Annotated in this window: 19 protein-coding genes; 10 read left to right on the forward strand and 9 right to left on the reverse strand. The window is 62.9% G+C overall.

Features of this window, described 5'->3' with window-relative positions:
* Window positions 1-105 precede the first annotated feature (105 nt).
* The 5 genes from QRM95_RS00160 (at window position 106) to QRM95_RS00180 (ending at window position 6,836) form a co-directional block, all read left to right on the forward strand.
* Window positions 106-783, forward strand: a complete 678-nt coding sequence (locus QRM95_RS00160; RefSeq protein WP_285245915.1) for a PadR family transcriptional regulator — start codon at window positions 106-108, stop codon at window positions 781-783.
* Between the two features lie 103 nt (window positions 784-886).
* Window positions 887-2,656: a sulfatase gene (locus QRM95_RS00165; RefSeq protein WP_285245916.1), complete on the forward strand. Its 1,770-nt coding sequence runs from the start codon at window positions 887-889 to the stop codon at window positions 2,654-2,656.
* A 47-nt stretch (window positions 2,657-2,703) separates the two neighbouring features.
* Window positions 2,704-4,077 (forward strand): MFS transporter, encoded by a 1,374-nt coding sequence (locus QRM95_RS00170; protein WP_285245917.1) that lies wholly within the window; start codon window positions 2,704-2,706, stop codon window positions 4,075-4,077.
* 57 nt (window positions 4,078-4,134) lie between these two features.
* Window positions 4,135-6,615 (forward strand): beta-glucosidase family protein, encoded by a 2,481-nt coding sequence (locus QRM95_RS00175; RefSeq protein ID WP_285245918.1) that lies wholly within the window; start codon window positions 4,135-4,137, stop codon window positions 6,613-6,615.
* Between the two features lie 32 nt (window positions 6,616-6,647).
* Window positions 6,648-6,836: a hypothetical protein gene (locus QRM95_RS00180; protein WP_285245919.1), complete on the forward strand. Its 189-nt coding sequence runs from the start codon at window positions 6,648-6,650 to the stop codon at window positions 6,834-6,836.
* 534 nt (window positions 6,837-7,370) lie between these two features.
* Here QRM95_RS00180 and QRM95_RS00185 read toward each other — a convergent pair.
* The 6 genes from QRM95_RS00185 to QRM95_RS00210 form a co-directional block, all read right to left on the reverse strand.
* On the reverse strand, window positions 7,371-7,970 hold the full coding sequence (locus QRM95_RS00185; protein WP_285245920.1) for a TetR/AcrR family transcriptional regulator: 600 nt from the start codon (window positions 7,968-7,970) through the stop codon (window positions 7,371-7,373).
* A gap of 546 nt (window positions 7,971-8,516) precedes the next feature.
* A complete protein-coding gene (locus QRM95_RS00190) occupies window positions 8,517-9,383 on the reverse strand; it encodes an alpha/beta fold hydrolase (RefSeq protein WP_285245921.1) in 867 nt (288 codons plus the stop codon).
* Window positions 9,384-9,427: 44 nt separating this feature from the next.
* Window positions 9,428-10,426, reverse strand: a complete 999-nt coding sequence (locus tag QRM95_RS00195) for an NADP-dependent oxidoreductase (protein WP_285245922.1) — start codon at window positions 10,424-10,426, stop codon at window positions 9,428-9,430.
* Between the two features lie 115 nt (window positions 10,427-10,541).
* Window positions 10,542-11,255 (reverse strand): SDR family oxidoreductase, encoded by a 714-nt coding sequence (locus QRM95_RS00200; protein ID WP_018763822.1) that lies wholly within the window; start codon window positions 11,253-11,255, stop codon window positions 10,542-10,544.
* A gap of 57 nt (window positions 11,256-11,312) precedes the next feature.
* On the reverse strand, window positions 11,313-12,266 hold the full coding sequence (locus QRM95_RS00205; RefSeq protein ID WP_285245923.1) for an oxidoreductase: 954 nt from the start codon (window positions 12,264-12,266) through the stop codon (window positions 11,313-11,315).
* Window positions 12,267-12,466: 200 nt separating this feature from the next.
* Window positions 12,467-13,477, reverse strand: coding sequence for a LacI family DNA-binding transcriptional regulator (locus QRM95_RS00210; protein ID WP_285245924.1), 1,011 nt, complete (start codon window positions 13,475-13,477; stop codon window positions 12,467-12,469).
* Window positions 13,478-13,705: 228 nt separating this feature from the next.
* On the opposite strand from QRM95_RS00210, the gene QRM95_RS00215 reads away from it, so the two are divergent.
* From QRM95_RS00215 to QRM95_RS00235, 5 genes are all read left to right on the forward strand, one after another.
* The gene (locus tag QRM95_RS00215; RefSeq protein WP_285245925.1) at window positions 13,706-15,061 is read left to right on the forward strand and encodes an extracellular solute-binding protein; all 1,356 of its coding nucleotides are present in this window, start codon (window positions 13,706-13,708) and stop codon (window positions 15,059-15,061) included.
* A gap of 76 nt (window positions 15,062-15,137) precedes the next feature.
* Window positions 15,138-16,106, forward strand: a complete 969-nt coding sequence (locus tag QRM95_RS00220) for a carbohydrate ABC transporter permease (protein ID WP_285245926.1) — start codon at window positions 15,138-15,140, stop codon at window positions 16,104-16,106.
* Complete coding sequence (locus QRM95_RS00225; RefSeq protein ID WP_285245927.1) at window positions 16,106-16,990, forward strand: carbohydrate ABC transporter permease; 885 nt, start codon at window positions 16,106-16,108, stop codon at window positions 16,988-16,990. The genes QRM95_RS00220 and QRM95_RS00225 overlap by 1 nt, the downstream gene beginning before the upstream one ends.
* Window positions 16,991-17,044: 54 nt before the next feature.
* Window positions 17,045-18,013 (forward strand): family 43 glycosylhydrolase, encoded by a 969-nt coding sequence (locus QRM95_RS00230; protein ID WP_285245928.1) that lies wholly within the window; start codon window positions 17,045-17,047, stop codon window positions 18,011-18,013.
* Window positions 18,010-20,259: an alpha-galactosidase gene (locus tag QRM95_RS00235; protein WP_285245929.1), complete on the forward strand. Its 2,250-nt coding sequence runs from the start codon at window positions 18,010-18,012 to the stop codon at window positions 20,257-20,259. Before QRM95_RS00230 ends, QRM95_RS00235 begins: the two co-directional genes overlap by 4 nt.
* 274 nt (window positions 20,260-20,533) lie before the next feature.
* Here QRM95_RS00235 and QRM95_RS00240 read toward each other — a convergent pair whose 3' ends face one another.
* Genes QRM95_RS00240 through QRM95_RS00250 form a run of 3 tightly spaced genes read right to left on the reverse strand, consistent with a single transcriptional unit; the run spans window position 20,534 to window position 23,831 of the window.
* On the reverse strand, window positions 20,534-21,436 hold the full coding sequence (locus tag QRM95_RS00240) for a carbohydrate ABC transporter permease (protein WP_285245930.1): 903 nt from the start codon (window positions 21,434-21,436) through the stop codon (window positions 20,534-20,536).
* Between the two features lie 8 nt (window positions 21,437-21,444).
* Complete coding sequence (locus tag QRM95_RS00245; RefSeq protein WP_285245931.1) at window positions 21,445-22,374, reverse strand: carbohydrate ABC transporter permease; 930 nt, start codon at window positions 22,372-22,374, stop codon at window positions 21,445-21,447.
* Window positions 22,371-23,831, reverse strand: a complete 1,461-nt coding sequence (locus QRM95_RS00250; RefSeq protein WP_285245932.1) for an extracellular solute-binding protein — start codon at window positions 23,829-23,831, stop codon at window positions 22,371-22,373. The genes QRM95_RS00245 and QRM95_RS00250 overlap by 4 nt, the downstream gene beginning before the upstream one ends.
* Window position 23,832: the final 1 nt, after the last annotated feature.

Genomic DNA, 23,832 nt, shown 5'->3' on the forward strand with positions numbered 1-23,832 from the left:
TCACTAAAAGGGGTCCTCGTCGGTTACTCCCTTGAAGCTTTCATCTACTATGCGACGTCAGAAACCATTCCACAAGTGCTATTGACCTGTTATTCCACTTGTGTCATGCTCAATGAGAACGAGGTGATCCACCTCACGGCATCCAACGACCTTCCGGAGGCATCAATGAAGATGGAGAGCATTCTCCTTGGAGTGCTCCTTGAGCACCCGAGCACTGGATACGACCTCAAGAAGTACCTCGATACCCACGGCCGGTTCCTGCGCTCAAACACCCAAATGAGCCAGGTGTACCGCTCGCTTAACGCCATGGAGAAACAAGGGTGGGTCATGCACGAGCTCGATCCCCGCCCCGGCGCCCAAGACGCAAAAACCTACCGCGTGACGCAGGAAGGAGCCACTGTCTTCCTTGACTGGCTTACGGGACCCTACCAGCCGCCGTCGCGCTTTCAGGATCCCGAACTGGGCGTTCGCCTGACCTTCTCGGGGTTCATGAGCGCAGAGCAACTGCTCCGCATCCTGGATACCGAGATTGAAACCCGGCAGTCTGAAATTGCCCGTTACCGCAACAGGGACCGGAGGCAGGTCTGGGCGCCGACTATCCCGTTTGACGCAGAACTTGCCGATGCCGTAGGGGAGCGCATGCACCTGATGGGGGCGGCGGCCATCGACGCCCACGTCGCTGCCATGATCGAGTTGCGCCGCGATCTGCTGGACGGGAAGCTCTCTTCTCGCTCGCTGACGGCGCTTCCCGGGGATGAACTCCCCGTTGAACCCCGCGGATAACACTCGCGGTTCCATTTTTAGTGCACGCGTGCCTTAACTCCATGACGGCATGCTCGCCCACCTCCTCCACGCGCCTGACTTCTTGTCTTTGAAAGGATTCCCCATGCGGGCCATCATCCTGATGTTCGACAGCCTCAACAGGCACATGCTTTCCCCCTACGCAGCCGACACCATCGTGCACGCACCCAATTTCGCCCGGCTCGCGGCCAAGGCGACCACCTTCGATAACTTCTACGCGGGATCCATGCCTTGCATGCCCGCGCGGCGGGAAATGCACACCGGCCGGTACAACTTCCTGCACCGCTCCTGGGGACCGCTGGAGCCCTTTGATGACTCGATGCCCGAGCTTCTGAAGCAGGCTGGCGTCCACACGCACCTGGTGTCCGACCACCCGCACTACTGGGAAGACGGCGGAGCGACCTACCACCCCCGCTACACCACTTGGGAATTCTTCCGCGGTCAGGAAGGCGACCCCTGGAAGGGCGTCGTCGAGCCGGCAATCGAGGGCGGGGACTGGCGGTCGCAGATGAAGCGGCAGGACCTGATCAACCGCTCCTACATGGCAACTGAAGAGGAACACTCTCAGACCAGAACCGTTGACGCCGGCCTTCACTTCCTCGACGTGAACGAGGACGCGGATAAATGGATGCTTCAGATTGAGCTGTTCGACCCGCACGAGCCGTTCTTCACCCACGAGGCTTACAAGGCAATGTACCCGCACCAGTACGACGGTCCGGAGTTCGACTGGCCGGGCTACCAGAAGGTCAGCGAATCCCAGGGCCAGGTGGAACACGCCCGCTACGAGTACGCCGCCCTGGTATCCATGTGTGACAAGTCCCTCGGCCGGATCCTCGACGCGATGGACAAGCACAACCTCTGGGAGGACACCCTCCTGCTGGTCAACACCGACCACGGTTTCCTGCTGGGCGAGCACGGCTGGTGGGCCAAATCAGTCCAGCCCTGGTTCAACGAACTAGTCCACCTGCCGATGTTCCTCTGGGATCCCCGCACCGCCGGTTGCGACACCCGCAGGGGAGCCCTGGCACAGACCATTGACATCGCCCCCACCATGCTGCGCTTCTTCGGCCTCGAACCCACCCCGGACATGCAGGGCCAAGACCTCGCCCTCGTCATGGAAAACGACTCCGCTGAAGTCCGCGACGCTGCCTTGTTCGGGATCCATGGTGGCCACGTCAACGTCACCGATGGCCGGTACGTCTATATGCGCGCCGCAGCCGATTCCGGCAACGGGCCCTTGGAGGACTACACCCTCATGCCCACCCACATGCGCAGCCGCTTCACCGTGCCCGAACTGGCCAATTGGCAACCCGCCGAACCGTTCGGTTTCACCAAGGGCCTGCGGACCATGTCCGTGCAGACCAGTTCCTTCATGAACCCCTGGACCCACGGGACTCTGCTGTTTGACCTCGAGAACGACCCGCAGCAGAACAACCCGCTCACGGACGACGAAACTGAACTGCGCATGCTGCGGCTCCTGGTGAAGCTCATGCACGCCAGTGAAGCTCCTGCAAGCCAGTTCGAACGCCTAGGACTTCCCGTGGCCGGCGAACCCAGCGAAGACCACCTGCTGGTCCGGAAGCAGGCCGACCGCGCCCGCTTGGCCCTGGAACCGCTGCCCGCCCTGGAGTCCCTTCCCGGTGGGGGAGCGGCACTGACCGTCCCCGTCCTCGAACTCCTTCAGGACCCCCAGGCACGCGAGGTCCTGGAAAGGCACCTACCTGATCTCGTCAGCACCGAACTCGTCAACCTTCCGGCGCAGCTCACCCTCTACCAACTTGCTGCGGTCGCCGCTGTCCCGGCAGCCGTCCTCAGCCCCATCGCTGAAGCACTCACCGCCGTACCCACGGCCTGACACAACCCACCCATCTATCCCCTGGCAACGAAGACAGGAATCCTTCAATGAGCACTCACCACAGCCCCACAACCCCGGCCCAGAAGACAGCCGCTGCCAACCCAGTGGAAGGTTCCACGCAGGCCCAAAACGTCCCGCACCGGTGGCGCAACCTTGCCGTCCTCACCGGTGTCACCGTCGTCGACAACACCGAAGCCGGTCTCAGCACAACGCTCTTTCCGACCATAGCGGCCGCGCTGAAACTGCAAAGCAGCCACCTCGGGCTCCTGGCGGCCCTGGGCAAACTTGTCGCTGTACCCGCAGGCCCCGCCTGGGCCTGGCTGGCAGGAAGAATCGGACGCCGCAAGGCCCTGGTCGCCACAACCTTTGTCGGCGGTGCCTTCGGCATTGCTGCCGGCTTCTCCCACGACTTCGTCCAGCTGCTGATCTTCAACACCCTGATGTCCGCAGCCATCATCGGCGGCAGCCCGATCGCGAACGCCATCATCGCCGACTCCTTTGACGACAGCCAGCGCGGCAAGGCCGCAGGCTACTTCTACGGCTTCATCAGCCTCATCAGCTCATTCATCGGCCCCCTCATCGCGCTCTTCACCGGACTGACCGACGGATGGCGGTACGGCATGTGGGCCATCGGCGCCATCTGCATCGCGGCGGGCCTGCTCGTCATGTTCTTCCTCAAGGACCCCGGAGTGGGCGCGTCCGAAAAGCAGCTCGCCGACCTGACAGGACGCGAAACCCTGGCCCCGAAAGTCACCCTCGGCACCGTGCTCTCCCTGTTCCGCATCCCCACTTTCTCCGTCATGATGCTCTCCCGGCTGCTGTCCGGTCACCTGCTGATCGTGATCTTCGGTATCCAGTTCCTCGTCGCCGAACGCCACTTCACCAACGCCGTGGCCGCCATCGTGCTCTTGCCCTTCGGGCTGGGCTACTTCGCCGGCACCGCAGGCGGCGGCTGGCTCATGGCACTACTCGACCGCATCCTGCCGGACCGCGGCCGCGTCGCCTACCTGCAAGGCGCACAGGTCCTCTTCGCCGTCGTCGCGTTCTTCGCCACCCAGTTCAACTACGAAAACATCGGCATCTACGGCATCTTCTGGGCACTGATGGGCTTCGCCCAAGGCGCCAACCCGCCCGCCAACCGCCCCATCGTCGCCGCCGTCGTCCTGCCTGAACTCCGCAACCAGGCCTTCGCGATCTTCCTGACCGTCTTCGAAACCATCGGCTGGGCTGTCTTCTCCCTTGGCGCCGGCGCACTCGCAGCGTCGCTTGGCATCCAGACCGTGTTCCTCTGGACTCTCGTCATCCTGATGCTCGTCAATGCAGTGGTCCTCACCGCTCTCTACGGCTGCTACCCGCGGGACGTCGCCAAGGTCCGTAACATCCTCGAGACCCGCCGGCAGGAAGCACTCCAGCACGACTGACCGTCCTGCACCCACTCATCATCCTTCCAACCCACGCATAGGAACCACCACCAGCCCATGGAAACCCTCAGCGCACAGAAGACCTCCAACAAAGCCATCGACGACCGCCTCCGAGCCCTGCTGCCCCAACTTACCCTTGAAGAAAAGGTCCAGCTGCTGACCGGCCGCGACTTCTGGACCACCTGGCCGATGGAAAAGATCGGGTTGCGCCGCATCCTGGTCTCCGACGGCCCCACCGGGGTCCGCGGCGAAGTCTGGGATGAACGCCAGCCGTCCGTGAATTTCCCTTCCGCCACGGCCATCAGCTCCAGCTGGGACCCCGCCATCGCTGACCGTCTCGGAGCGGCATCCGCGGTCGAAGCGAGGCGCAAGGGCGTCGACGTCGTCCTCGGGCCCACCATCAACCTGCACCGCTCGCCCTTGGGCGGCCGGCACTTCGAAGCCTTCAGCGAAGACCCGGTCCTCACAGCAGAACTGGCGGCAGCCTATGTCGCAGGTGTCCAGCGCAATGGTGTCGGGGCGACGCCGAAACACTACGTCGCCAACGACTCCGAAACCGACCGTTTCACCGTTGACGCCATCGTCGATGAGCGCCCTTTGCGGGAACTGTACCTGCTGGCCTTCGAAAAGGCCGTCGTTGAATCCCGCGCCTGGCTGGTCATGAGTGCCTACAACTCGATCAACGGCACCACCGCAACTGAGAATGACCTGCTCGAAACACCATTGAACAGTGAATGGGGTTTCGACGGGGTCGTGATCAGCGACTGGACCGCCGTGCGCAGCGTCGACTCCGCCAACGCATCCCAGGATCTTGTCATGCCAGGTCCTGACGGTCCCTGGGGTGACGCGCTGGTCGCAGCGGTCCGCGCCGGTGAGGTGGCAGAAGCAAGCGTCGACCGGAAGGTCCTGCGGATCCTGCAGCTCGCCGCCCGGGTCGGCGCCCTGGAAGGCTTCGAACCTGTCAGCGCCGAACCCGTGGACCGGGAGGACCTGGTGGCCTTTACCCGGGAAGCCTCCGCTGCGGGGACTGTGATGGTGAAGAACGACGGCGTGCTGCCGCTGGACCCAGCCGCAGTGGGCACGATCGCGGTCATCGGACATAACGCCAAGTACGCCCGGACCCAGGGCGGCGGGTCAGCGACCGTGCTCCCGGAAAAGATCGTCACCCCGCTTGAAGGGATTCGCGCCGCGTTCGGGGCAGACAGCGTCACCTACAGCACTGGTGCCATCGTGCAGGAAGGCGTCGCCGAACTGCCCCTGGCACAGATAACTAACCCTGCCACCGGCATTCCCGGTCTGCGGGTTGCGTTCCTCGACGCCGACGGCAAGGAACTGTTCACGGAGGACCGCCGGTCCACCGCCCTCGTCTGGTTCGGAGGAGACGCCCCCATCCGCGAATCCTCCACGGTCCGGTTGCACACGATCTACACGCCCGACGAAACAGGCTCTGTCCATTTGGGGGCCGCCACCGTAGGCGGGGTACGGATCCACGTGGACGGAATTCTCGTCCATGAGGCGGAGGTGGAGGTGAACGGCAAAGACATCGCCGAGTCCTTCCTCGCCCCGCCGTCATCAACGGTGGAGATCCCGGTAACCGCAGGTGTTGCCGTGGAAGTCCTCGTCGAACTGGACACATCAAACCGGAGGGGCCCCCTCGACAACGCCCTGAGCGTCACCCTCGGCACCGAACCCGCTCAAATCGACCCCGAGGTGCTCATCATCGAAGCAGCGAAAGCTGCGCGGCAAGCGGAGGTCGCCGTCGTCGTTGTTGGCACAAACTCCCGGGTCGAATCCGAAGGCTACGACCGGACCAGCCTGGATTTGCCTGGTTATCAGGACCGGCTCGTGCACGCCATCGCCGCAGCGAACCCCCGCACCGTTGTGATCGTCAACGCCGGCTCTCCCGTCATCATGCCGTGGCGCCACGTAGTCGCCGCGACCTTGATCGGCTACTTCGGCGGTCAGGAATTCGGAAACGCGCTGGCCGACATCCTCACCGGCACCACCGAGCCCGGAGGCCGTCTGCCCACTACGTGGCCGGCAACTCAGGCCAGCGTCCCGGTCCTCAACACAACCCCCGATGCCGACGGCAAGCTCCGCTACGACGAGGGTATCCACATCGGATACCGCGCCTGGCTCAAAGCCGGCGCCACCCCCGCCTACGACTTCGGCTACGGCCTCGGATACACAACATGGACCCTCGATAACGTGGAAGGGCCCACCACTGTGGCCCCCTGCGACAGCCTGGCCCTGCAGGTCGCCCTGACTAACACCGGTAAAAGGGGCGGCAAGCAAGTTGTTCAGGTCTACGCGGAGAAGAAGGACTCCGCCGTCGACCGTCCCGTCCGCTGGCTCATAGGTTCGACGCCCGTCTGGGCAGAGCCGGGCGAAAGCACCTCAGTCAACCTGCAGATCCCCACCCGACTCCTCGCATACTGGAACAACGGCTGGAACTACGAACCCGGCAACTACCAGATCCGGGCCGGATTCTCCGTCACGGATCTGCCGTCCGCAACGACGATCAACCTGAAACCATGACTACGGCAGCGAAGAGGCAGACTTCCCCTGGGATGGTCGAGGTCAACGTAAACGACAGCTCCGACCTGGACTCCGCCCTAAACGAGGCTATCGAGGCGATCAAGGATGCGGCAAGCCGCCACCAAACCGGGATCATGGTCACCCGCGTGGGGGCCGGCCGCTATATTGTTCGAGCGCACCCAGCCGTTCCCTACGGCCTGACTCGTCAACAACACCTATAGAACTAGGACGTCACCCCTGACGCCGGCAGACTTCTTGGCTGTCGGCGTCAAGGCTGGGGGAACAGCGCTTAGGAATCAAATCCGAGGCAATGACACTGCGTTGATGTGCCAGGAAAGGGCGAAGTCACTCGCTGCGGTTCCGCAGGTTGCCAACAAGAGGACTGGAGTTCCACTGACAACCGAATTCCCCCTGTTGAGGCGCTTGAACGTCAGGTTGGGTTGTACCTCATCCGGGCGCAGGAGCCCGATCAGCGGGAGACTACTTCGTCGAGGCCGCCACCCTCGCCACAGCTTCAGACTCATCGCGTATCGTCGTCACGACGACGAATAGGGGCGAAGATCTCCTCGAACGATACTTCTGCCTGAACTACCATCCCCGGCCCGAAGGGTTCACCGGTAGGGATTGTGCTAGGGCAAGGAGAGGGACCAGCTCGGTCGAGCAGTCTTTTCCTCTTTGGCGCCTCGACGTCAGGGCTAAGCTCGCAGGCCGCAAAAAAGATATGCGTTGCTGGCCTGACGGAGGTGCCCTCCCGGTCAGCGGGGTATCAGCAGGGTGATTTGTGTCCTGATTTCCTGCACGATCGTATTGACGTCCAATCCGGCATTCACACTTGCTGCCATTGCGACAAACATGATCGCCGAGACGATGCGCGCCTTTGTCGCAGCATCGGCAGCAGCCATTGTGTTGCGGCCCAGTATGGCGGCGATGGCCTCCTCGGTTTGGGCAACGATGGTGAGGGCTTCATTGTGGTGTGGCTCCGTGGGGTCGCCGAAGACCATTTCCCGGAGGTAGAAGCGTCCGTTGTCGATCTGGGTCCGGTTGCACTCCACGATCGGCCGCACGATGGCCATCACCGCGTCCAGGGGATCCTCGATGGCTCCAGCGTCAGCCCGTCCCCGTTGCAGGGCCTCGGCATAATGGGCGTTTTGAACGAGGAGGAGGAGTTCGCCTTTGGATTTGGCGTAAAGGAAGAGGGTTCCGGTGCCAATGTCGGCTTTGTCGGCGATTTGCTGGGTGGTGACGTCCTCGACGCCGTGCTCAGCAAACAGCTCTGCGGCTGCGGCTTTGATGCGGCCCAGCTTTTCCTGTTTGTTCCGCTCGCGCCTGCCGAGCGGCGGGGATGTGACGGGCATGATGGCTCCTCGGCCGTAACTGACTGGACTCAGTATTGAGTATATCGTCGAAACTGTGGAGGTCCGGGTTGCCCGGCAGCCGCCTTTACTGTTCGAAGCAGGGGAGGATCTTGCCTTCCTTTACTGGGTCAGTGCTGCTTCAACTCGTAGGCGTGGATGGCGGAGACCACTGGCGCCAGTTGAAGTGAGAGGTTGCGGACGGTGGTAACGGTGAAGAATGCGGCGCGTGCTGCCCGATCGGCGAATCCCAGGATGATTAATGCGTGGAAGCGCTGGCCTGCCGGGTTGTCGTGGGCGACGTGCAGAGTGTCTCACATTTTCGCGATCCAAGGCATGAAGGACTGGGTTCGCAGTTCCTTGAGCGTCCGGGTACCAACCAAGGCGGGCACAAGTCTGTTTCCTACGGTCCGCGTGACTTCCGCGATGCCGTCGATCTTCCGGTTCGCCGGGATGGCGGTTTCTTCGCCTGTGATTGCGGGCCAGAGGCCGGGGTTGGGCTGGTGCCGGTGAGGTGCCCATTAGGGCCTTCTTTTGCGGGTGTTGTGGTCAGGGGGAGAGGAATTCGACGACGGCGGGTGTGAACTTGTCGTGGTACTGGAAGATGCCACCGTGGCCCGAGTCGGGGTAGATGATCAGTTCGGATCCGTTGATGCGTTGGTGCAGTTCGTCGGAGAGCTTGGAGGGCACCATGCGGTCGTTGTCGCCGTTGGCGATGAGGGTGGGTTGGGTGAGGGTGGACAGGTCGGACGGGGCAGACCGGCCGTATTTCCGGATTGCGTTCAGCTGCGTCTGGAAGGCGCGGGGGCTGATTGGTTTGTCACGATGACTCGTTCTTTCCTGAAGACGTTGGACAAACGCCTTTGCGGCGGTCTTGCCGGCGGTGTTGCGGTTGAAGAAGAGGAACTCCTTGGGGTCGGACCGGGTCAGTGCCGCCCGCAGTATGTCCCAGTAGGTGGTGCCCACGACCTTGTCGATGTCCTTACCGCCGCGCGGACCGGTTCCGGTCAGCACGAGCTTGCGGACAAGACCGGGATGTTTGGTGACCAAGTCCTGGGCGACCATGCCGCCCAGTGAGAAGGAGAAGACATCGATCGTGTTGAACCCGAGGGCCTGGATGAAGGTGTAAGCGTCGTCGGCCATTTCTTCGATGCTGCCAGGGACGTGTCCGCTGGAAGCGCCGACGCCGGGCTGGTCGAAGGTGATGACGTGGCGGTTCCTGGCGATGGGATCGATGATGCGGGGGTCCCAGTTGTCAAGGGTGCCTGCCAGATGAACGAAGAACACGACGGGAATGCCGCCTTTTGGCCCGAGCTCGCGGTAGGCGTAACTAACACCTCCTGCGGTGATGGTCCTGGCGGGTGCCTGGGCGTATGAGGTTACGACGGGCTCGTTCGGGGCGCTGGTGTCTTCCATGGCGGTGTTTCTCCTGGATCTTGGTGTGAGTGGCTGGCGCTGGGTCACGTGGTGAGGGTGAGCACTGCTTTGCCCCGGAAGCCTCCCGCTGCGAGGGATTCCAGTGCCTCCGGCGCCTGGTCGAAGGGGGACACTTTCCCGACGACGGGGCGCAATACTCCAGCGTCCACCAGTTTGCTGATCTGCCGCAGCTGGTTTCCGTTGGCGCGCATGAAGAGGAATTCGTAGCTGACGCCGAGCTTCCTGGCTTGCCTCCGAATTTTACTGCTGAGCCCGGTGATTGCCAGGCGCAGCAAGGGGTTGAGGCCGGCTTCGTGGGCGAAGGCCGGATCGGGCGGGCCTGCAATTCCGATCGCTTTTCCGCCTGGCTTGAGGATGCGCAGTGATTTCTGCAGATTCTGCCCTCCGAGGCTGTCGAGCACCAGGTCGTATCCGCTCAGAAGCTGCTCAAAATCCTCGGTGCGGTAGTCGATAACGATGTCAGCACCGAGGTCCCGCACGAACCTGGCGTTGGAGCTGCTGGCTGTGGTTGCAACGGTCGCGCCGAGATGTTTGGCGAGCTGGATGGCGATGGAACCGACTCCGCCTGCGCCGGCGTGAATGAGGACTTTCTGTCCTGGCTTGACATGGCCACGCTCCACAAGCGCCTGCCATGCTGTGAGGGCTACCAGGGGGAGCGAGCCTGCCTCCGCCATGCTGGCGGACATGGGCTTGAGTGCAAGGTCTTCCTCCGCGACGGCAATGCGTTCGGCGAACGTCCCGATGCGATCCTGGTGTGGACGGGCGTAGACCTCGTCTCCGGGCTTGAATCCCGTGACCTTTGACCCGACTTGCAGCACGGTCCCCGCGACGTCGTTGCCAAGGATCAGCTGGAGTTTGTAGGGAAGGATCTGCTTGAACTCCCCAAGGCGGATCTTCTCGTCGAGTTGGTTCAGGCCGGCGGCCTGCACCTGGACCAGCACGTCCCGTCCGCCGACGACAGGCTCGGCGACCTCGGCTTCGTGGAGGGCTTCCTTGTATTTGGTGATGACGAATGCCCGCATGCCGCAACGCTCCTTCTTTAGGTGACTGCAATCAATTATGAGTATGCTCAGTTAAAAGTCAAGCATTCAAAGATGCGCCGTGGCGATGGTGCCCATCACCACGGCGCATCAACTACTAAGACTTCCCGGACGCAAGTTGGGGATAGAGCGCTTCGATGGGGGCGCTGAGGCCGGCCTTGAGTTGCACGGACGTCTCGTCGGCGAGGACCTCGTACTCGCCAGCTTCGACAGCATCCAACACCGCGCTGACCAGATCGGCCGGATCCATCTTGGGGTCGGTGGAGTGCGCGGCCATCGCAGTATCGACGTAGCCCACGTGGACTCCGACCACGTGCACCCCTTCCGGTGCGAGTTCCAGGCGCAACGAGTTGGTGGCAGACCAGAGGGCGGCCTTTGTGGCGCTGTAGATGCCGCCGACGGCGTACCAGCTCATGGCGGAGTGGATATCGATGATCGCGGAATTCCCCTTCGCTGCCAGGATCGGCGCGAACGCGCGGGCGAGGAAGAGCGGGCCGAGGAAGTTTGTCTCCACATTGGTCCGGATCTCGGCGTCGGTGTGGCTTAGGATGCCGGGGGTTGTCACGGATGCTCCAGCGTTGTTGATCAGTACTGTGACATCGCCCGCAGCCTCGACGGCCGCCCGTATTGAGGCCGGGTCGGTGATGTCGAGGGTCAGTGGGACGATGCGTTCGTCCTCCCAGGTGCGGGGGGTGCGGGCGGTGGCGTAGACCTTGCTGGCGCCCCGGGCGAGGACGCCGTGGACGAAGTGGGTTCCGATGCCGCCGTTCGCGCCGGTGACGAGGACGACTGCTCCATTAAGCGAGTTCATTTCGTGACTTTCTTGTGTTGATGTTCATCCGTGCCGGTTGGCTTGAATGGTGTGGGGTTAGGCGTTGGCAAGGGCCGGATAGTCGGTGTACCCGGCTGCGCCGCCACCGTAAAGGGTGCTGGGATCGACCGGATTCAACGGAGCGTTTGAGCGCAGGCGCTCAACGATGTCGGGATTGGCCAGTGCGAAACGGCCCAATGGGGCCACGTCCGCAAGGCCGGCCGCAACGTCGTCGGCTATCTGCTCGCGGTTGCGTCCGTAGCGGACGACGAGCACCGCCGTCGGCCATATGTTCTTGAGGGAGCGGAGCAGTTCGTCGTCGCCTGCATGGTGAAGGTGCAGGTATGCCAGGTTCAGGGTCGCGAGCTCGGCTACCAGGTGCCGGTACTGGGCGCGCACCATGTCGGTGTCGCCCTCGTTGATTCCACCCAGTGGCATGGCGGGGGAGAGGCGGATACCCACTCTGTCGGCGCCGATTTCATCGGCCAGGGCCTGGGTGAGTTCGATCACGAACCTCGACCGGTTTGCTATTGATCCGCCGTACGCGTCGGTGCGGTGGTTTGCCTTGGGGGAGAGGAACTGGTGGAGGAGATATCCGTTCGCTCCATGGATTTCAACTCCGTCGGCGCCGGCGGCGATGGCCGATGCTGCCGCGTGGCGGAAGTCAGCCACGGTGGCATGGATTTCTTCCACGCTCAACGCCCTGGGTCTCGGCGTCTTCTGGGGTCCAGTCGGCGTGAGAATATCCTGGCCTGCGGAGATCGCCGAGGGCGCCAGGGGCTGACGGTGGTGAGGGGTGTTGTCGGGGTGGGACATGCGGCCCGCATGCATGAGTTGGATGAACACCGCCCCGCCGCGGGCATGGACTGCTTCGGTGACGCTTCGCCAGCCCACCTCGTGCTCAGGTGTGTAGATCCCCGGCGTGTTGGCGTAGCCCTGTCCGTCTGCCGATGGCTGTGTGCCTTCAGTGATGCCAAGGCTCAGTGGTTGCCACAATGCGGAAAGGGTCACTGGTTAGTCCTTCGCGTTTCGATGTATCAGAGCGTCACCCCGCCCGGCCGGTGTAAGGCCGCCGTGGACGCTAAGGCCAGCTAATGCGTCCTTAACTTGGTGACTACACTCATAACTGAGTGCGCTCAGGATATATTCCCATGAGAATCAAATGGACAAGAAACGAAGGAAACTGCGGGAAAGCTACCTGGGCTCCAGGGTCAGCAGCCGCACGATCTGCGAACAATGAGCTCAGTGGTGAGTAGCTCGATCCCGCCGGCGGGTTCTTCCGTGGACAAGGCGGCCGCAAGGACCCGATCGGCAATCCGGTCGATGGGCTGGCGCACGGTGGTCAGCTGCGGCCAGCTGAATTCCGATTCAGATGTCCCATCGAACGAAACAACGGCAATATCGTCCGGTATGGACAGGTTGGCTTCGTGAATGGCCCGCAGTGCGCCCACAGCAAGAAGATCGGAGCTTGCGAAGATCGCTGTGGGCGGTTTCGGCAGTGCCAACAGGCGGCGGGTTGCTTCATATCCGCCCTGGCGGGTGAAGTCGGTGAGTTCGGCCGGCCCCTCCGGCAGGCCTGCGTCGGCGAGGGCCTTTTTCCAGCCATTCTGCCGCGGGTCCGGGCGCGTAGGGTCAATATCCCTGCCCACCAATATGCCGATGTCTTGATGCCCGTGACCGATCAGGTGCTTAACGCCGATGGTGGCTCCCTGCTCAAAGTCGGTGCTGATGATTGGTATGCCATGGACGATGCTGGACTGGTCGATAAGCACGCGGCGAATGCCCTGGACCTGCATTGCCGCGACCTCGCTCGGTGGCAGGACAGTTGCGAGGATGATCGCGTCAACCTGGCGGGATACGAGATTGACCGTATTCTGTCGCTCGGTCTCGGCGTCGGTCCGGGAGTTTGCCGTGAGGAGGGCGTAGCCGCGGGCTGCCGCCGCCTGTGCGATGGTATCCGTCAGTTCGGCGAAGTACGGGTTGGTGCTGTCCGGGACAATAATCCCCAGCAGGCGGGCGGAGCCCATGGTCAGGGCGCGGGCGGTTGCGTTGGGCTGGTACTGGAGTGCCCTGATGGCTTCCCGGACGCGTTCCGCTGTGGCAGCCGCAACCGGCTTGGGTCCGCCATTGATCACATAACTGACGACGGCGGTGCTGACGCCCGCATATCGGGCAACGTCAGTCCGTGTGACCTTTCCGGAACCTATTTGCATGCTTGCCATCAGGAACACCTTTCACCTCATTGTTGGATTGAGTCTACCCGGGTGGACTCAGTAACAAAGAACAAAATCCATCTATTTTGAGGGAAAAAACTTGTCTCTTGCGGACTGTAGTCTACCCGCGTAGACTTCATTTTCAGCAGAGGGAAGTGACCCTTCTCACGCCCCGCCTGACGATATCCAGGCATCGAAACGCTTCCATATGTTCCACATTTTCCAGAGGAATCAATGATGATGACCATTTCAAAGTCCCGTCGCGAGGTACGGATCATTGCAGCCACGGCTGCAGTTTCCGTGGCGGCACTGACATTGGCCGGCTGCGGTGGACCGGATGCCGGCAACGCCGGCGCATCCGTCCAGGCGGGGTCCGGTGAGGGCACGATTAACGTCTGGGCCGTAGATGGCCAGGCGGCCGAGAATGACGCGTTGAAGAAGATCATCGCCAACTTCGAAACGTCGCAGAACAAGATCAAGGTAAATCTCAAGCTGTTTCCTTCGGACCAGTACACCAAGGCGGTCAACTCGGCGGCCCCGGGCGACCTGCCCGATGTACTCGACTTCGACGGGCCCACATTGGCCAGTTTCGTATACAACGGCAAGATGGCACCCTTGACGGGCTCCGTCTCCCAAGAGTCACTGTCCAATCAGACGGATTCCATCAAGGCGCAGAACACTGTGGACGGCGCCGTCTATGGCGTCGGCATGATGAATGCAGGCCTCGCCCTGTGGGGCAATAAGAAACTCCTTGATGCTGCGGGCGTCGCGTACCCGACCACGCCGGAGAAGGCTTGGACAGCTGAGGAGTTCACCGGGGTCCTGGATAAGCTCGCCGCCGTCGTCCCAGGGGGAAAGCCGCTGGACCTGTCTGAACAGTATGGCTTCGCCGGGGAGTGGGGAACGTGCTGTTCTGCCGGGCCGGTCATCTGGTCAGGCGGTGGCACGATGCTCAAGGACAACAAGGCAGCCGGGGCGTTGGATTCCGATGCCAACGTCAAGTCACTGACGAAGTTCGCATCGTGGAAAAAATACACGGATCCGAATGCTGACGGCCAGGCGTTCCCGAACGGCCGGGTTGCGCTGAGTTGGGTTGGTCACTGGACGTATCCCACCTACAAAGCCCTGGGCAGCGATCTGGTGTCAATTCCTTTGCCTAATTTCGGGAAGGGAACCAAGACTGCGTCGGGTACTTTCGCGTGGGGCATGGGCGCCTCCACCAAGAACGGCGCCGCGTCCGGGAAGTTCCTGGACTTCCTGATGTCCGACGAAAGCGTCCGCATCTACACCGACGCCAACGGAGCTCCCCCGGCGACCAAAACGGCTTTGGCAGCTTCGAGCCTCTACGGTCCCGGCAAGCAGCTGCAGTTGCTGGGCGACCAGCTGAGCAAGGCCTGCGGTCCCGAAGACCAGATCACCGAAACGTGTGTCAGCGTCACACGGCCGGTGACCGCCGGCTACCCCATCGTGACGGACCAGGTCGGTAAAGCAGAAGCCGCCATCTACGCGGGCAAGGACGCCAAGGAAGCCTTGAGCGCCGCAGCCCGTGCCATCGACCAGAACTTCGCCGACAACGACGGATATAAGAAATAGACCTCCGCAGCAGTCCGGCCGCCCCATTTCGGGGTGGCCGGACGCGGCGGACTCGCTCCCAGCGAAAGCCTCCATCATGACCACTGAAACCCGAAATATCCCGGCCCCCGCAGCGGCGCCGGCCAAGCGAAAGTCATCCGGCAGTCTTACCGGCCACCGGTTCGCGGGTCCACTGTTCGCCAGCCCCGCCCTGATCGGCCTTGCCATCTTCCTCGTGGCGCCGTTTGTGCTCGCGATCGTCCTGTCCTTCTACCGGGTGCAGCTTAACAGCCCGCGGCCCGCACGGTTCGTAGGATTTGAACAGTACACGCGCCTGTTTACCGACCCTGACCTGTCCGCAGCCTTCGGCCATGCACTGCTGAACAACTTCACCTTCGCCGTCATTGTTGTTCCGGTGCAGACGGTCCTGGCCTTGGCCCTGGCGGTCCTGGTCAACCGCAAGCTGCGTGGCATGGTGGTCTTCAGGACTTTCATCTTCATGCCGTTGGTCTTTCCGCTGGCACTTACCGCCGTGATCTGGCGGCTCATCTACTCCCGCGGCGACGAGGGGCTCCTGAACTCCATCCTGGGGCTGATCAGTGGCGGCGCGTTGTCCAGCCACGACTGGCTCGGGAGCCCCTCCACAGCGCTCGGTTCCATCATTGTCATGTCGATCTGGCAGAGCGTAAGTTTCCAAATGATCATTGTCCTGGCGGCCCTGCAGAGCGTTCCTGCCGAACTCTACGAAGCCGCATCGCTGGACAGGGCAAGCAAGTGGCAGCAGTTCTTGAACGTCACTGTTCCCGGCATACGCAACACCCTGATCTTCGTTGCACTCATCACCACCATCTTTTCGTTCAGGCTGTTCGACCAGGTCTACCTGCTGAGCCGTTCCGGCAGCGTTGACCGTGGTTCCACCGAGACCGTCATGACGCAAATCATCAACACAGGATTCGATAACAACAACGTGGGCCAAGCCGCTGCCATGACTGTCATCTTCATGCTGATCATCACCGTGATCGCAATCATCCAACGCGCCGCCGTGCGCCAGCGGGGAGGGGTCTGATGACGATGTCCAAGACTATGGAGCGGACCCGGCGATCCAGCAGCGTGAAACGCACCCGTCGCTGGCAAACCGCACTCCATTACCTGATCCTGACGGTTGTCGCGCTGTTCTTCTTCCTGCCCGTCTACTACCTGATTGTTGGCAGCTTCCGGCCATCCTCGGAGGTTCTGAGCGGCCTGAGCGGCTTCCTGCCAACCAACTTGTCCTTCGCCAACTACGCCGGCGTTTTCGACCACCTCAGTTCAGATGCCACCGGCCACTTCGTCCAGTTCGCGCTTGTTTCGATCATCGTCACCACGGCCGTGGTTGCCGGCAGCCTGATCGTGAACTCCATGGCGGCCTACTCGTTCGCGAGGATGAAATGGGGCGGCAAGAAGGTACTGTTCCTGCTGGTGATCATCCTGACCATCATCCCGTTCGAAGCCGTCGCTCTTCCCTTGTACTACATGTTTTCGGGACAGCGGGACACTGTCATCATCCAGGCGATCCCGTTCATAGCCAACGCGTTCTCGATTTTCCTCTTCTACACGTTTTTCCTGGATGTCCCAGGCGAAATCGAAGAGGCCGCGAGGCTGGACGGAGCCGGGCCTTTCAGGACGTTCTTCCAAGTCATCATCCCCATCACCAAGCCGGCATTCGCCACAGTGGCCATCCTGACGTTCCTCGCCCAGTGGGGGTCGTACCTGTGGCCAGTCCTGATGGTCTCAGACCCGACCGTCCGGCCACTGCCGCTGGCGATAAGCATCTTCCAAAACCAGCAGCCTCCCGAATGGGGCCAGGTGCTTGCCTTCGGCACGATGTTTATCGTCCCGGTCCTGGCGGTCTTCCTGATCTTCCAGCGATGGTTCGTCGCCAGTATCAGCAGCTCCGCCATCAAGGGCTGACGCTCCGCGTCGACTCAACCGGCCCTCCCCAACGAACAGAACGGATGCATTACCTTGGCCTTCAGCCTCAAAGACTCATGGGTATGGGACTTCTGGATCGCCGACGACGGCGCCACCTTCCACATGTACTACCTCCACGCCCCCAAGAGCCTGGGAGACCCGGCACTGCGGCACCGCAATGCCCGGATCGGGCACGCCACCTCAAAGGACCTTGTCACATGGGAGCCCCAAGGCGTGGTCCTGCAGCCAGATGATCCGAAGGCATTCGACGCAACCTCCACATGGACGGGCAGCGTGGTCCAGGGCCCGGACGGGCTGTGGCGGATGTTCTACACCGGCGCCCGCTTCTACGACACCCACAACATCGAAGCCATCGGTGTTGCAACGTCCCCGGACCTTTACACCTGGACCAAGCAACCCGCCGTCGTCATCGAACCTGACGGCCGCTGGTACGAACGATACGGGGACAGCAGCTGGCCGGAAGAGGCATGGCGGGACCCCTGGGTCTTCGCCGACCCGGACGGCGACGGCTGGCACATGCTGATCACCGCCCGCACGAATGAAGGTGACGATGACAACCGAGGCGTCATCGGACACGCAGTCTCACCCGATCTCTCCTCCTGGGAAGTCAGGCCACCCCTGAGCCGTCCCGGCGCCGGCTTCGGGCACCTCGAAGTTCCCCAGACCCTGGTGCTTGACGGCAGGCATCTCCTCTTGTTCTCGTGCGGCGCGGAGACACTCTCCGCCGGGAAAGCGGCAGGGTTCGACGGCGGCGGCATCTGGAGCCTCGAAACCCGCCACCCCAGTGGTCCCTTCGACATTGCATCCGCCGCTGTCGTCACCACCGCGCCGCTCTACAGCGGAAAGCTGGTCCAGGACCGGTCCGGACAATGGTTCATGATGGCCTGCCATGACGCCAACAGCGACGGAACGTTCGACGGCCTCGTGTCCGACCCCTTGCCGGTGCACTGGGATCCCGAACGGGGAGCCCTGGCCATCGTCCCGTCGCCCAAGAACCCATGAGGACTTCCATGCCCGCCCGCCACCCTGGAGCGATCCTGCACCTGACAGCAGGTGGAGTGTCCGTGGTCGTGGACGCCACGGACGGCCAATTGCCCGCTATCGTGCACTGGGGCGAACAACTGCCGGTGCTGACTGCCGAAGAGGCCCGGACACTGGTGGGCGCCAGTACGCCCGTCACAGGGTCGAGTACCATCGGCGTCCCGCCCCGGCCCGGTCTCCTGCCCGGACAGGACTCAGGCTGGATGGGGCGCCCAGGACTACGCGGGTCCTTCGACGGTGTGGGCTGGTCACCGAAATTCAAGGTACACACCGTGGCCCTCGATGGCGCACCAGTGACCGGGTTCGCACCCGCCGGAGCAGGCCGCGTGCTGGTCGGCGCAATCGACGACGCGCAACGGTTACGCCTTGACCTGACATTGGACCTGCTTCCCGGCGGCCTGATGCGCACCCGGGCGAAACTGACCAATTTGCACGAGAAAACGTATGCGGTCGACGAGGTCTCCGTGGCCTTCCCGGTTCCCGCTGAGGCAACGGAACTGCTCGATTTCGCGGGCAGCCACAACTTTGAACGGGTTCCACAGCGCGGAACCCTGCGCACAGGGACGCACCTGCGTGAGAACCGAAAGGGCCGGACCGGGTCTGACAGCGCCTTCATCCTCCACGCCGGAACTCCCGGATTCGGATTCGGCCACGGCGAGATCTGGGCGGTGCACACGGCCTGGAGCGGAAACCACCGGCATTATACGGAGCGCTTCTTTGGCGACCAGCTGCTCGGTGGCGGCGAACTGCTTCTTCCAGGCGAGGTCCGGCTGGACCCTGGAGATACCTATCAGAGCCCCTGGGTTTACGCCTCCTACGGGACAGGCCTTGACGCCGTCGCCAAGCGTTTCCATGCCCATGTGCGGAGCCGCACTTCTCCGGTCTCCGCCGATCGCCCCGTGACCCTGAACGTGTGGGAAGCCGTCTACTTCGACCACGAAGAAGAAAAACTCCTCGACCTGGCGGAACATGCAGCCGCCGCAGGCGTTGAGCGCTTCGTGCTCGACGACGGCTGGTTCGGTTCGAGGCGCGACGACACCTCGGGATTGGGGGACTGGGTCGTCTCCCCGGACGTGTGGCCGGCCGGGCTCCACCCGCTGGTGGACCGCGTCCACGCACTTGGAATGCAGTTCGGACTATGGTTCGAACCCGAGATGGTCAACCCGGACAGTGACGTTGCCCGCGACCACCCGGAATGGATCATGGCGGCCCGCTCCGACTGGCCCATGGAATCACGCAACCAGCAGGTCCTCAACCTCGGAATCCCAGGGGCATACGAGCACGTCAAGAAGCAGATCCTCGCGCTCCTCGCCGAATACAAGCTGGACTACATCAAATGGGACCACAACCGGGACCTCATTGAGGCCGGAAACCAGCTGGAGGGTGGCCGCCCGGGTGTTCACCGGCAGACCCTGGCGTTCTATGCGCTGCTGGAGGAGATCCGTTCGGAACACCCCGACCTGGAGATTGAATCATGCTCCTCGGGAGGAGCGCGCATAGACCTCGGCGTACTCGAGCACACTGACAGGGTCTGGGTGTCTGACAACATCGACCCCCACGACCGGCAGACAATGCTCCGCTGGACCACGCAGCTGTTGCCACCCGAATACCTGGGATCACACATTGCATCAGGCCGTTCCCACACCACCGGCCGCCAACACGACCTTGCGTTCCGCGCCGGCACCGCCGTCTTCGGGCACCTCGGTGTTGAATGGGACCTTACCATCGCCACCGACGAGGAACTCGACCACCTGCGCCGGTGGATCTCCTTCTACAAACACGAACGTGCACTGCTGCTCACCGGCGACGTGATCCGCATAGACGGCCCCGATTCCCAGGTGCTTATTCATGGAGTCGTCAGTCCGGATCGCTCGGAAGCGATGTTCGCGCAAGCCGCCTTGGACAGCCTCTACCCGGACCCGGCCGGGCGCCTCCGCTTCCGCGGACTCGACCCGACAGCGAGGTATAAGGTGGCGCCGGTCTTTACCGGACCCACCCCATCCGGGCTGGTGCCGCCGGAATGGTGGGGCCAACCAACGTCCGCCGGAGTGCCCATTGCGCGGACGTCCCTGCGGGCGACCGTCCAGGACGACGTGACTTTTCCGGGCGCTGTGTTCGCAGGCAGTTCACTGGAAAAGGTGGGCGTCGCCTCACCACGAATCCACCCCGATCAGGTGGTCCTGTACAGGCTTTCCTTGGTCGACTAAGCCAGCCGGGCGCAGACGGAACTTTGGCGGCGGCCTTCTCCTCAGCGCCGTCGTCGAAGCGCGCCCCGCGTGCCGACCAGCGGCGGGCAAGGTGAGGACGCCAGTGATGGAGCTAAACGAGGAGCTCCGCGTGCCTATAGCGTCTAGACGGAGCTTGATTCTCGTCGCTCTGAGGGTTCTGTCGATTGCTGTGGCCGGGCCGCCGCGGTGCTCGCCGTGCCGTCCCGAGATGATGCACCCCACTGCGTGGGCGTGTTTCTTTCCTGCAGCGCCGCTATTTGCTGGCGCCGGCGGTGAGGCCTTCTCGCAGGGTTCGTTGGCCGAAGATGAACACGACCAGTGCCGGCAGCATGGACAGGATCACGCCGGCGAGGACCACCGAGATGCTCCCGGTGCCGAGGTTGCCCTGGAGCGTGACCAGGCCGAGGGGAAGGGTGAAATTCTGTTCGCTGATGGTGAGGATCAGTGGCCGGAAGAACTCGTTCCAATGGAAGTTGAAGGCGAGGATCCCGACGATCGCCATGCCGGGGACCGCCAGGGGGACGTAGACCGAACGGAAGATCCGCCACGGCCCGGCACCGTCCAGGGCGGCTGCTTCGGCGAAGTCGTTCGGCAGGCCCAGGAAGTACTGGCGCATCAGGAAGGTGCCGAATGCTGTGGGAATAGCCGGCAGGATCAGGGCCAGCAGGGTGTCGGACAGGCCCATTCCACGGATCAGCATGAACACCGGGACGATGGTGACCTGGACCGGGACCATCATGGTGGCCAGCACCAGCGAGAAGATGGCGTTCTTGCCGCGGAAGTCCAGGCGGGCGAAGGCGTAGCCGGCCAGGGTGGCCGACGCCATCTGGCCAAGTGCGATCAGGCCGGTCACCAGGGCGCTGTTCAGGACCAGGAGGCCGACGTTGATCTGCTTGAACACTTCCTGGTAGGCCGTGAAGTCAGGGTTGATGGGCAGGAAGGAGGGCGGCAGGTTGAACGATTCCGACGGCGTTCGCAGCGACGTGGACAAGGTCCACAGGACAGGGCCGAGGGTCAGCGCCGCTGCCACGGCCAAGGCGGCGTATCTGCCGACAGTGCCGGCTGCGGGCAAGCGGCGGGGCGTACGGGTGGCGGACGGTTCGGCGGTGGAACCGGAAGGCAAGTCGGTCCCGCTGTGCAGGGTCTGGCCGGACATTGCGGACCTCACTGGTAGAAGACGAAGCGGCGGCTAAGGCGGAATTGCAGGGCGGTGACGGCAAGGATCAGCACGGTGAGTACCAGGCCGATGGCCGAGGCTTTGCCGAACTCCAGTTGCTGGAAGGCGGATTCGAAGATGACCATGACAGCGGTCCGGGTGGAGTCGCCGGGGCCGCCGTTGGTCAGGACATAGGGCTGGTCGAAGACCTGCAGGGCGCTGATGATGGCCATGACGGAGGCCACGAGCACCGTGGGGCTGATCAGCGGAAGGGTCACGTTGCTGAACTGTTTCCAGCCCGTGGCGCCATCCAGGTTCGCTGCTTCATGCAGTTCTTTCGGGATATTGGTGAGGGCGCCGAGGAAGAGCAGGAAAGAGAACCCGAAGTTCTGCCACACGTAGACAAGGACGACGACGGCGGCGGACGCCGCGGGGCTTGTCAGCCACGGCACAGCGGGGATCCCGACGAGTGACAGGAGCCAATTCACCACGCCGAATTGTTCGTTGAACATGTACCGCATGAAGATGGACACCGACGCGGCGGACAGGACCAGGGGAAAAAAGAAGGTGGAACGGAGGAATACCATCAGCCAGGACGGCATCCTGGCCTGAAGCATGGCGGCCAGGCCAAGGGCGATGCCCAGTTGAAGGACTACCGCGACTATGACAAATCCGATGGTGTTCAGGAAGGACACGCGGACGGTGGGGTCCTGTGCCAGTGAGGCGAAATTGGCGAACCCGACGAACTGCGGCGCTGAAATGATGTCCCAGCGGAAGAAAGCCAGGACCAGCGAAGCAATGATCGGCAAAAAGGTGAAAAGGGCCATCCCGATCACCGTAGGAGCAAGGAAAATCCTTGCCAGCCACCGCTCGACAAAGGACCGGCGCACGGCCGGTGGCTTCACTGTTGGCCGCGGGACGGTGGACGTGGTGGTCATGAATTCCTCCTCAGGGCCAGTTCGAGGTCACGTTGAAGGTTGCCCATCGCTGTCCGTACATCGGCGGAGCTGCCGCTGACCGCGGTGGAGACGTTCTTCATCAGGGCAGTTTCGACGGCCGCCTGCTGCGGCGGGGCGGGGATCGGACCGGAGGTGGGGAACCGGTCCAGGGTGTCGTAGAAGACCTTCCAGTGCCGCGGCCCGGTGGCGGCGTAGAAGGACTCGTTGACCATCGAACGGCGTGTGGGGGTGGTGTTCGGTTTGGGAATGGCCAGCTGCATCGCTTCGCGGCTGGAGCAGAACTTCACCCATTCCCAGGCCGCGTCCTTGTCTTTCGCGGTGCGCATGATCGCGTAGCCGGCAGCACCGAACTGGTGCCGCTGGGTCCGCCACCGCGGGAAGAACTGCACGTCGAACTGATCGGCGGTCATCCCCGCCTCGTGCAGGCCCTGCGCCCAATAGCCGCCGGCCGGCGTCGTGCCGATGCGGTTGTTGCCGAACAGGCCCACCAGGGCGTTGCCGCCCCCGGATTCCGGCCGCACGCCGAGTCCTTCGGCTACCAGTTCACGCAGATAGTCGAAGGTCTCGACCACCCGCCCGTCCTCGGCGTTGGGGGCCAGCCACTGGTACCCGCCACCACGGGTGCCGCGGGCAGGGTCGGTGGGGTAGAAGCGGTCCCAAAGCCAGTCCCCGCCGGGCGCCTTCGTTTCGGACAGGAAGCTGGTGTCATTGGCGTAAAGCCACGGGACCACCCCGCCGAATAGCCGGTTGGTCCAGTAGTACGGGGTGAAATCGGAGGGGCGGGCTTTACGCAGGGCCCTTAGGGTGGAGCTGAAGTCGTCCTTGGTCCAGTCGTCGCTTGGCCGGTCAAGGCCGGCCTGAGCGAAGGTGGTGGTATTCAGGTACATGTTCGCAGCGTTCCAGTCCAGGGGAAGCTGGTACAGGCTTCCCTGGTACATGAAAGCTTCCAGCAGGCTCGGATGAACGTCGTCAAAGTAATCGCTCATCGCCGCGGCGTCCCGGCGGACGTATCCATCCAGAGGCTCGGCCAGCTTGTCGGCGAACAACTGCGCGCCTTCGGTGGCGACATAGACCACATCCGGGGGCGTGCCCGCGGCCACCATGGTCAGGATCTTGGAAAAGAAGTCCTTCCAGTCCGCACCCTGAATCGCCTGCAGCCGCACTGGGATGTCGGGGTGGGCGGCGGTGAAAGCCTCGATCAGGCCCTGGCGTCCCGCCGCATCCGCGGCCGTTCCCAGAATGGCGATGTTCAGGGCCTTGCTTCCGCGGCCCGGAATGTCGGCGCCGGTAAGTCGGGGCCAGGCGCCCACAGTGGCCCCAGCCACGGCGAGCCCGCCCAGGCCCAGCATGGAACGCCGGGTGAGTTGCGCGAACCTGCTGCTGGACCGCAGCGAATGCGCAGGGGCTTGGTGCCCTTGTGTCTTTTCAGACGTCATT

The sequence above is a fragment of the Pseudarthrobacter sp. efr-133-R2A-89 genome (genome assembly GCF_030209315.1).
Taxonomy (GTDB): Bacteria; Actinomycetota; Actinomycetes; order Actinomycetales; family Micrococcaceae; genus Arthrobacter.

What these genes read in the sequence shown, in the direction of transcription:
- QRM95_RS00250 (WP_285245932.1), bottom strand. Translation starts at nt 23,831, where the DNA reads ATGACGTCTGAAAAGACACAAGGGCACCAAGCCCCTGCGCATTCGCTG.
- QRM95_RS00160 (WP_285245915.1), top strand. Translation starts at nt 106, where the DNA reads ATGCTCAATGAGAACGAGGTGATCCACCTCACGGCATCCAACGACCTT.
- QRM95_RS00175 (WP_285245918.1), top strand. Translation starts at nt 4,135, where the DNA reads ATGGAAACCCTCAGCGCACAGAAGACCTCCAACAAAGCCATCGACGAC.
- QRM95_RS00220 (WP_285245926.1), top strand. Translation starts at nt 15,138, where the DNA reads ATGACCACTGAAACCCGAAATATCCCGGCCCCCGCAGCGGCGCCGGCC.
- QRM95_RS00240 (WP_285245930.1), bottom strand. Translation starts at nt 21,436, where the DNA reads ATGTCCGGCCAGACCCTGCACAGCGGGACCGACTTGCCTTCCGGTTCC.
- QRM95_RS00165 (WP_285245916.1), top strand. Translation starts at nt 887, where the DNA reads ATGCGGGCCATCATCCTGATGTTCGACAGCCTCAACAGGCACATGCTT.
- QRM95_RS00200 (WP_018763822.1), bottom strand. Translation starts at nt 11,255, where the DNA reads ATGAACTCGCTTAATGGAGCAGTCGTCCTCGTCACCGGCGCGAACGGC.
- QRM95_RS00215 (WP_285245925.1), top strand. Translation starts at nt 13,706, where the DNA reads ATGATGACCATTTCAAAGTCCCGTCGCGAGGTACGGATCATTGCAGCC.
- QRM95_RS00190 (WP_285245921.1), bottom strand. Translation starts at nt 9,383, where the DNA reads ATGGAAGACACCAGCGCCCCGAACGAGCCCGTCGTAACCTCATACGCC.
- QRM95_RS00225 (WP_285245927.1), top strand. Translation starts at nt 16,106, where the DNA reads ATGACGATGTCCAAGACTATGGAGCGGACCCGGCGATCCAGCAGCGTG.
- QRM95_RS00235 (WP_285245929.1), top strand. Translation starts at nt 18,010, where the DNA reads ATGAGGACTTCCATGCCCGCCCGCCACCCTGGAGCGATCCTGCACCTG.
- QRM95_RS00210 (WP_285245924.1), bottom strand. Translation starts at nt 13,477, where the DNA reads ATGGCAAGCATGCAAATAGGTTCCGGAAAGGTCACACGGACTGACGTT.
- QRM95_RS00185 (WP_285245920.1), bottom strand. Translation starts at nt 7,970, where the DNA reads ATGCCCGTCACATCCCCGCCGCTCGGCAGGCGCGAGCGGAACAAACAG.
- QRM95_RS00195 (WP_285245922.1), bottom strand. Translation starts at nt 10,426, where the DNA reads ATGCGGGCATTCGTCATCACCAAATACAAGGAAGCCCTCCACGAAGCC.
- QRM95_RS00180 (WP_285245919.1), top strand. Translation starts at nt 6,648, where the DNA reads ATGGTCGAGGTCAACGTAAACGACAGCTCCGACCTGGACTCCGCCCTA.
- QRM95_RS00170 (WP_285245917.1), top strand. Translation starts at nt 2,704, where the DNA reads ATGAGCACTCACCACAGCCCCACAACCCCGGCCCAGAAGACAGCCGCT.
- QRM95_RS00245 (WP_285245931.1), bottom strand. Translation starts at nt 22,374, where the DNA reads ATGACCACCACGTCCACCGTCCCGCGGCCAACAGTGAAGCCACCGGCC.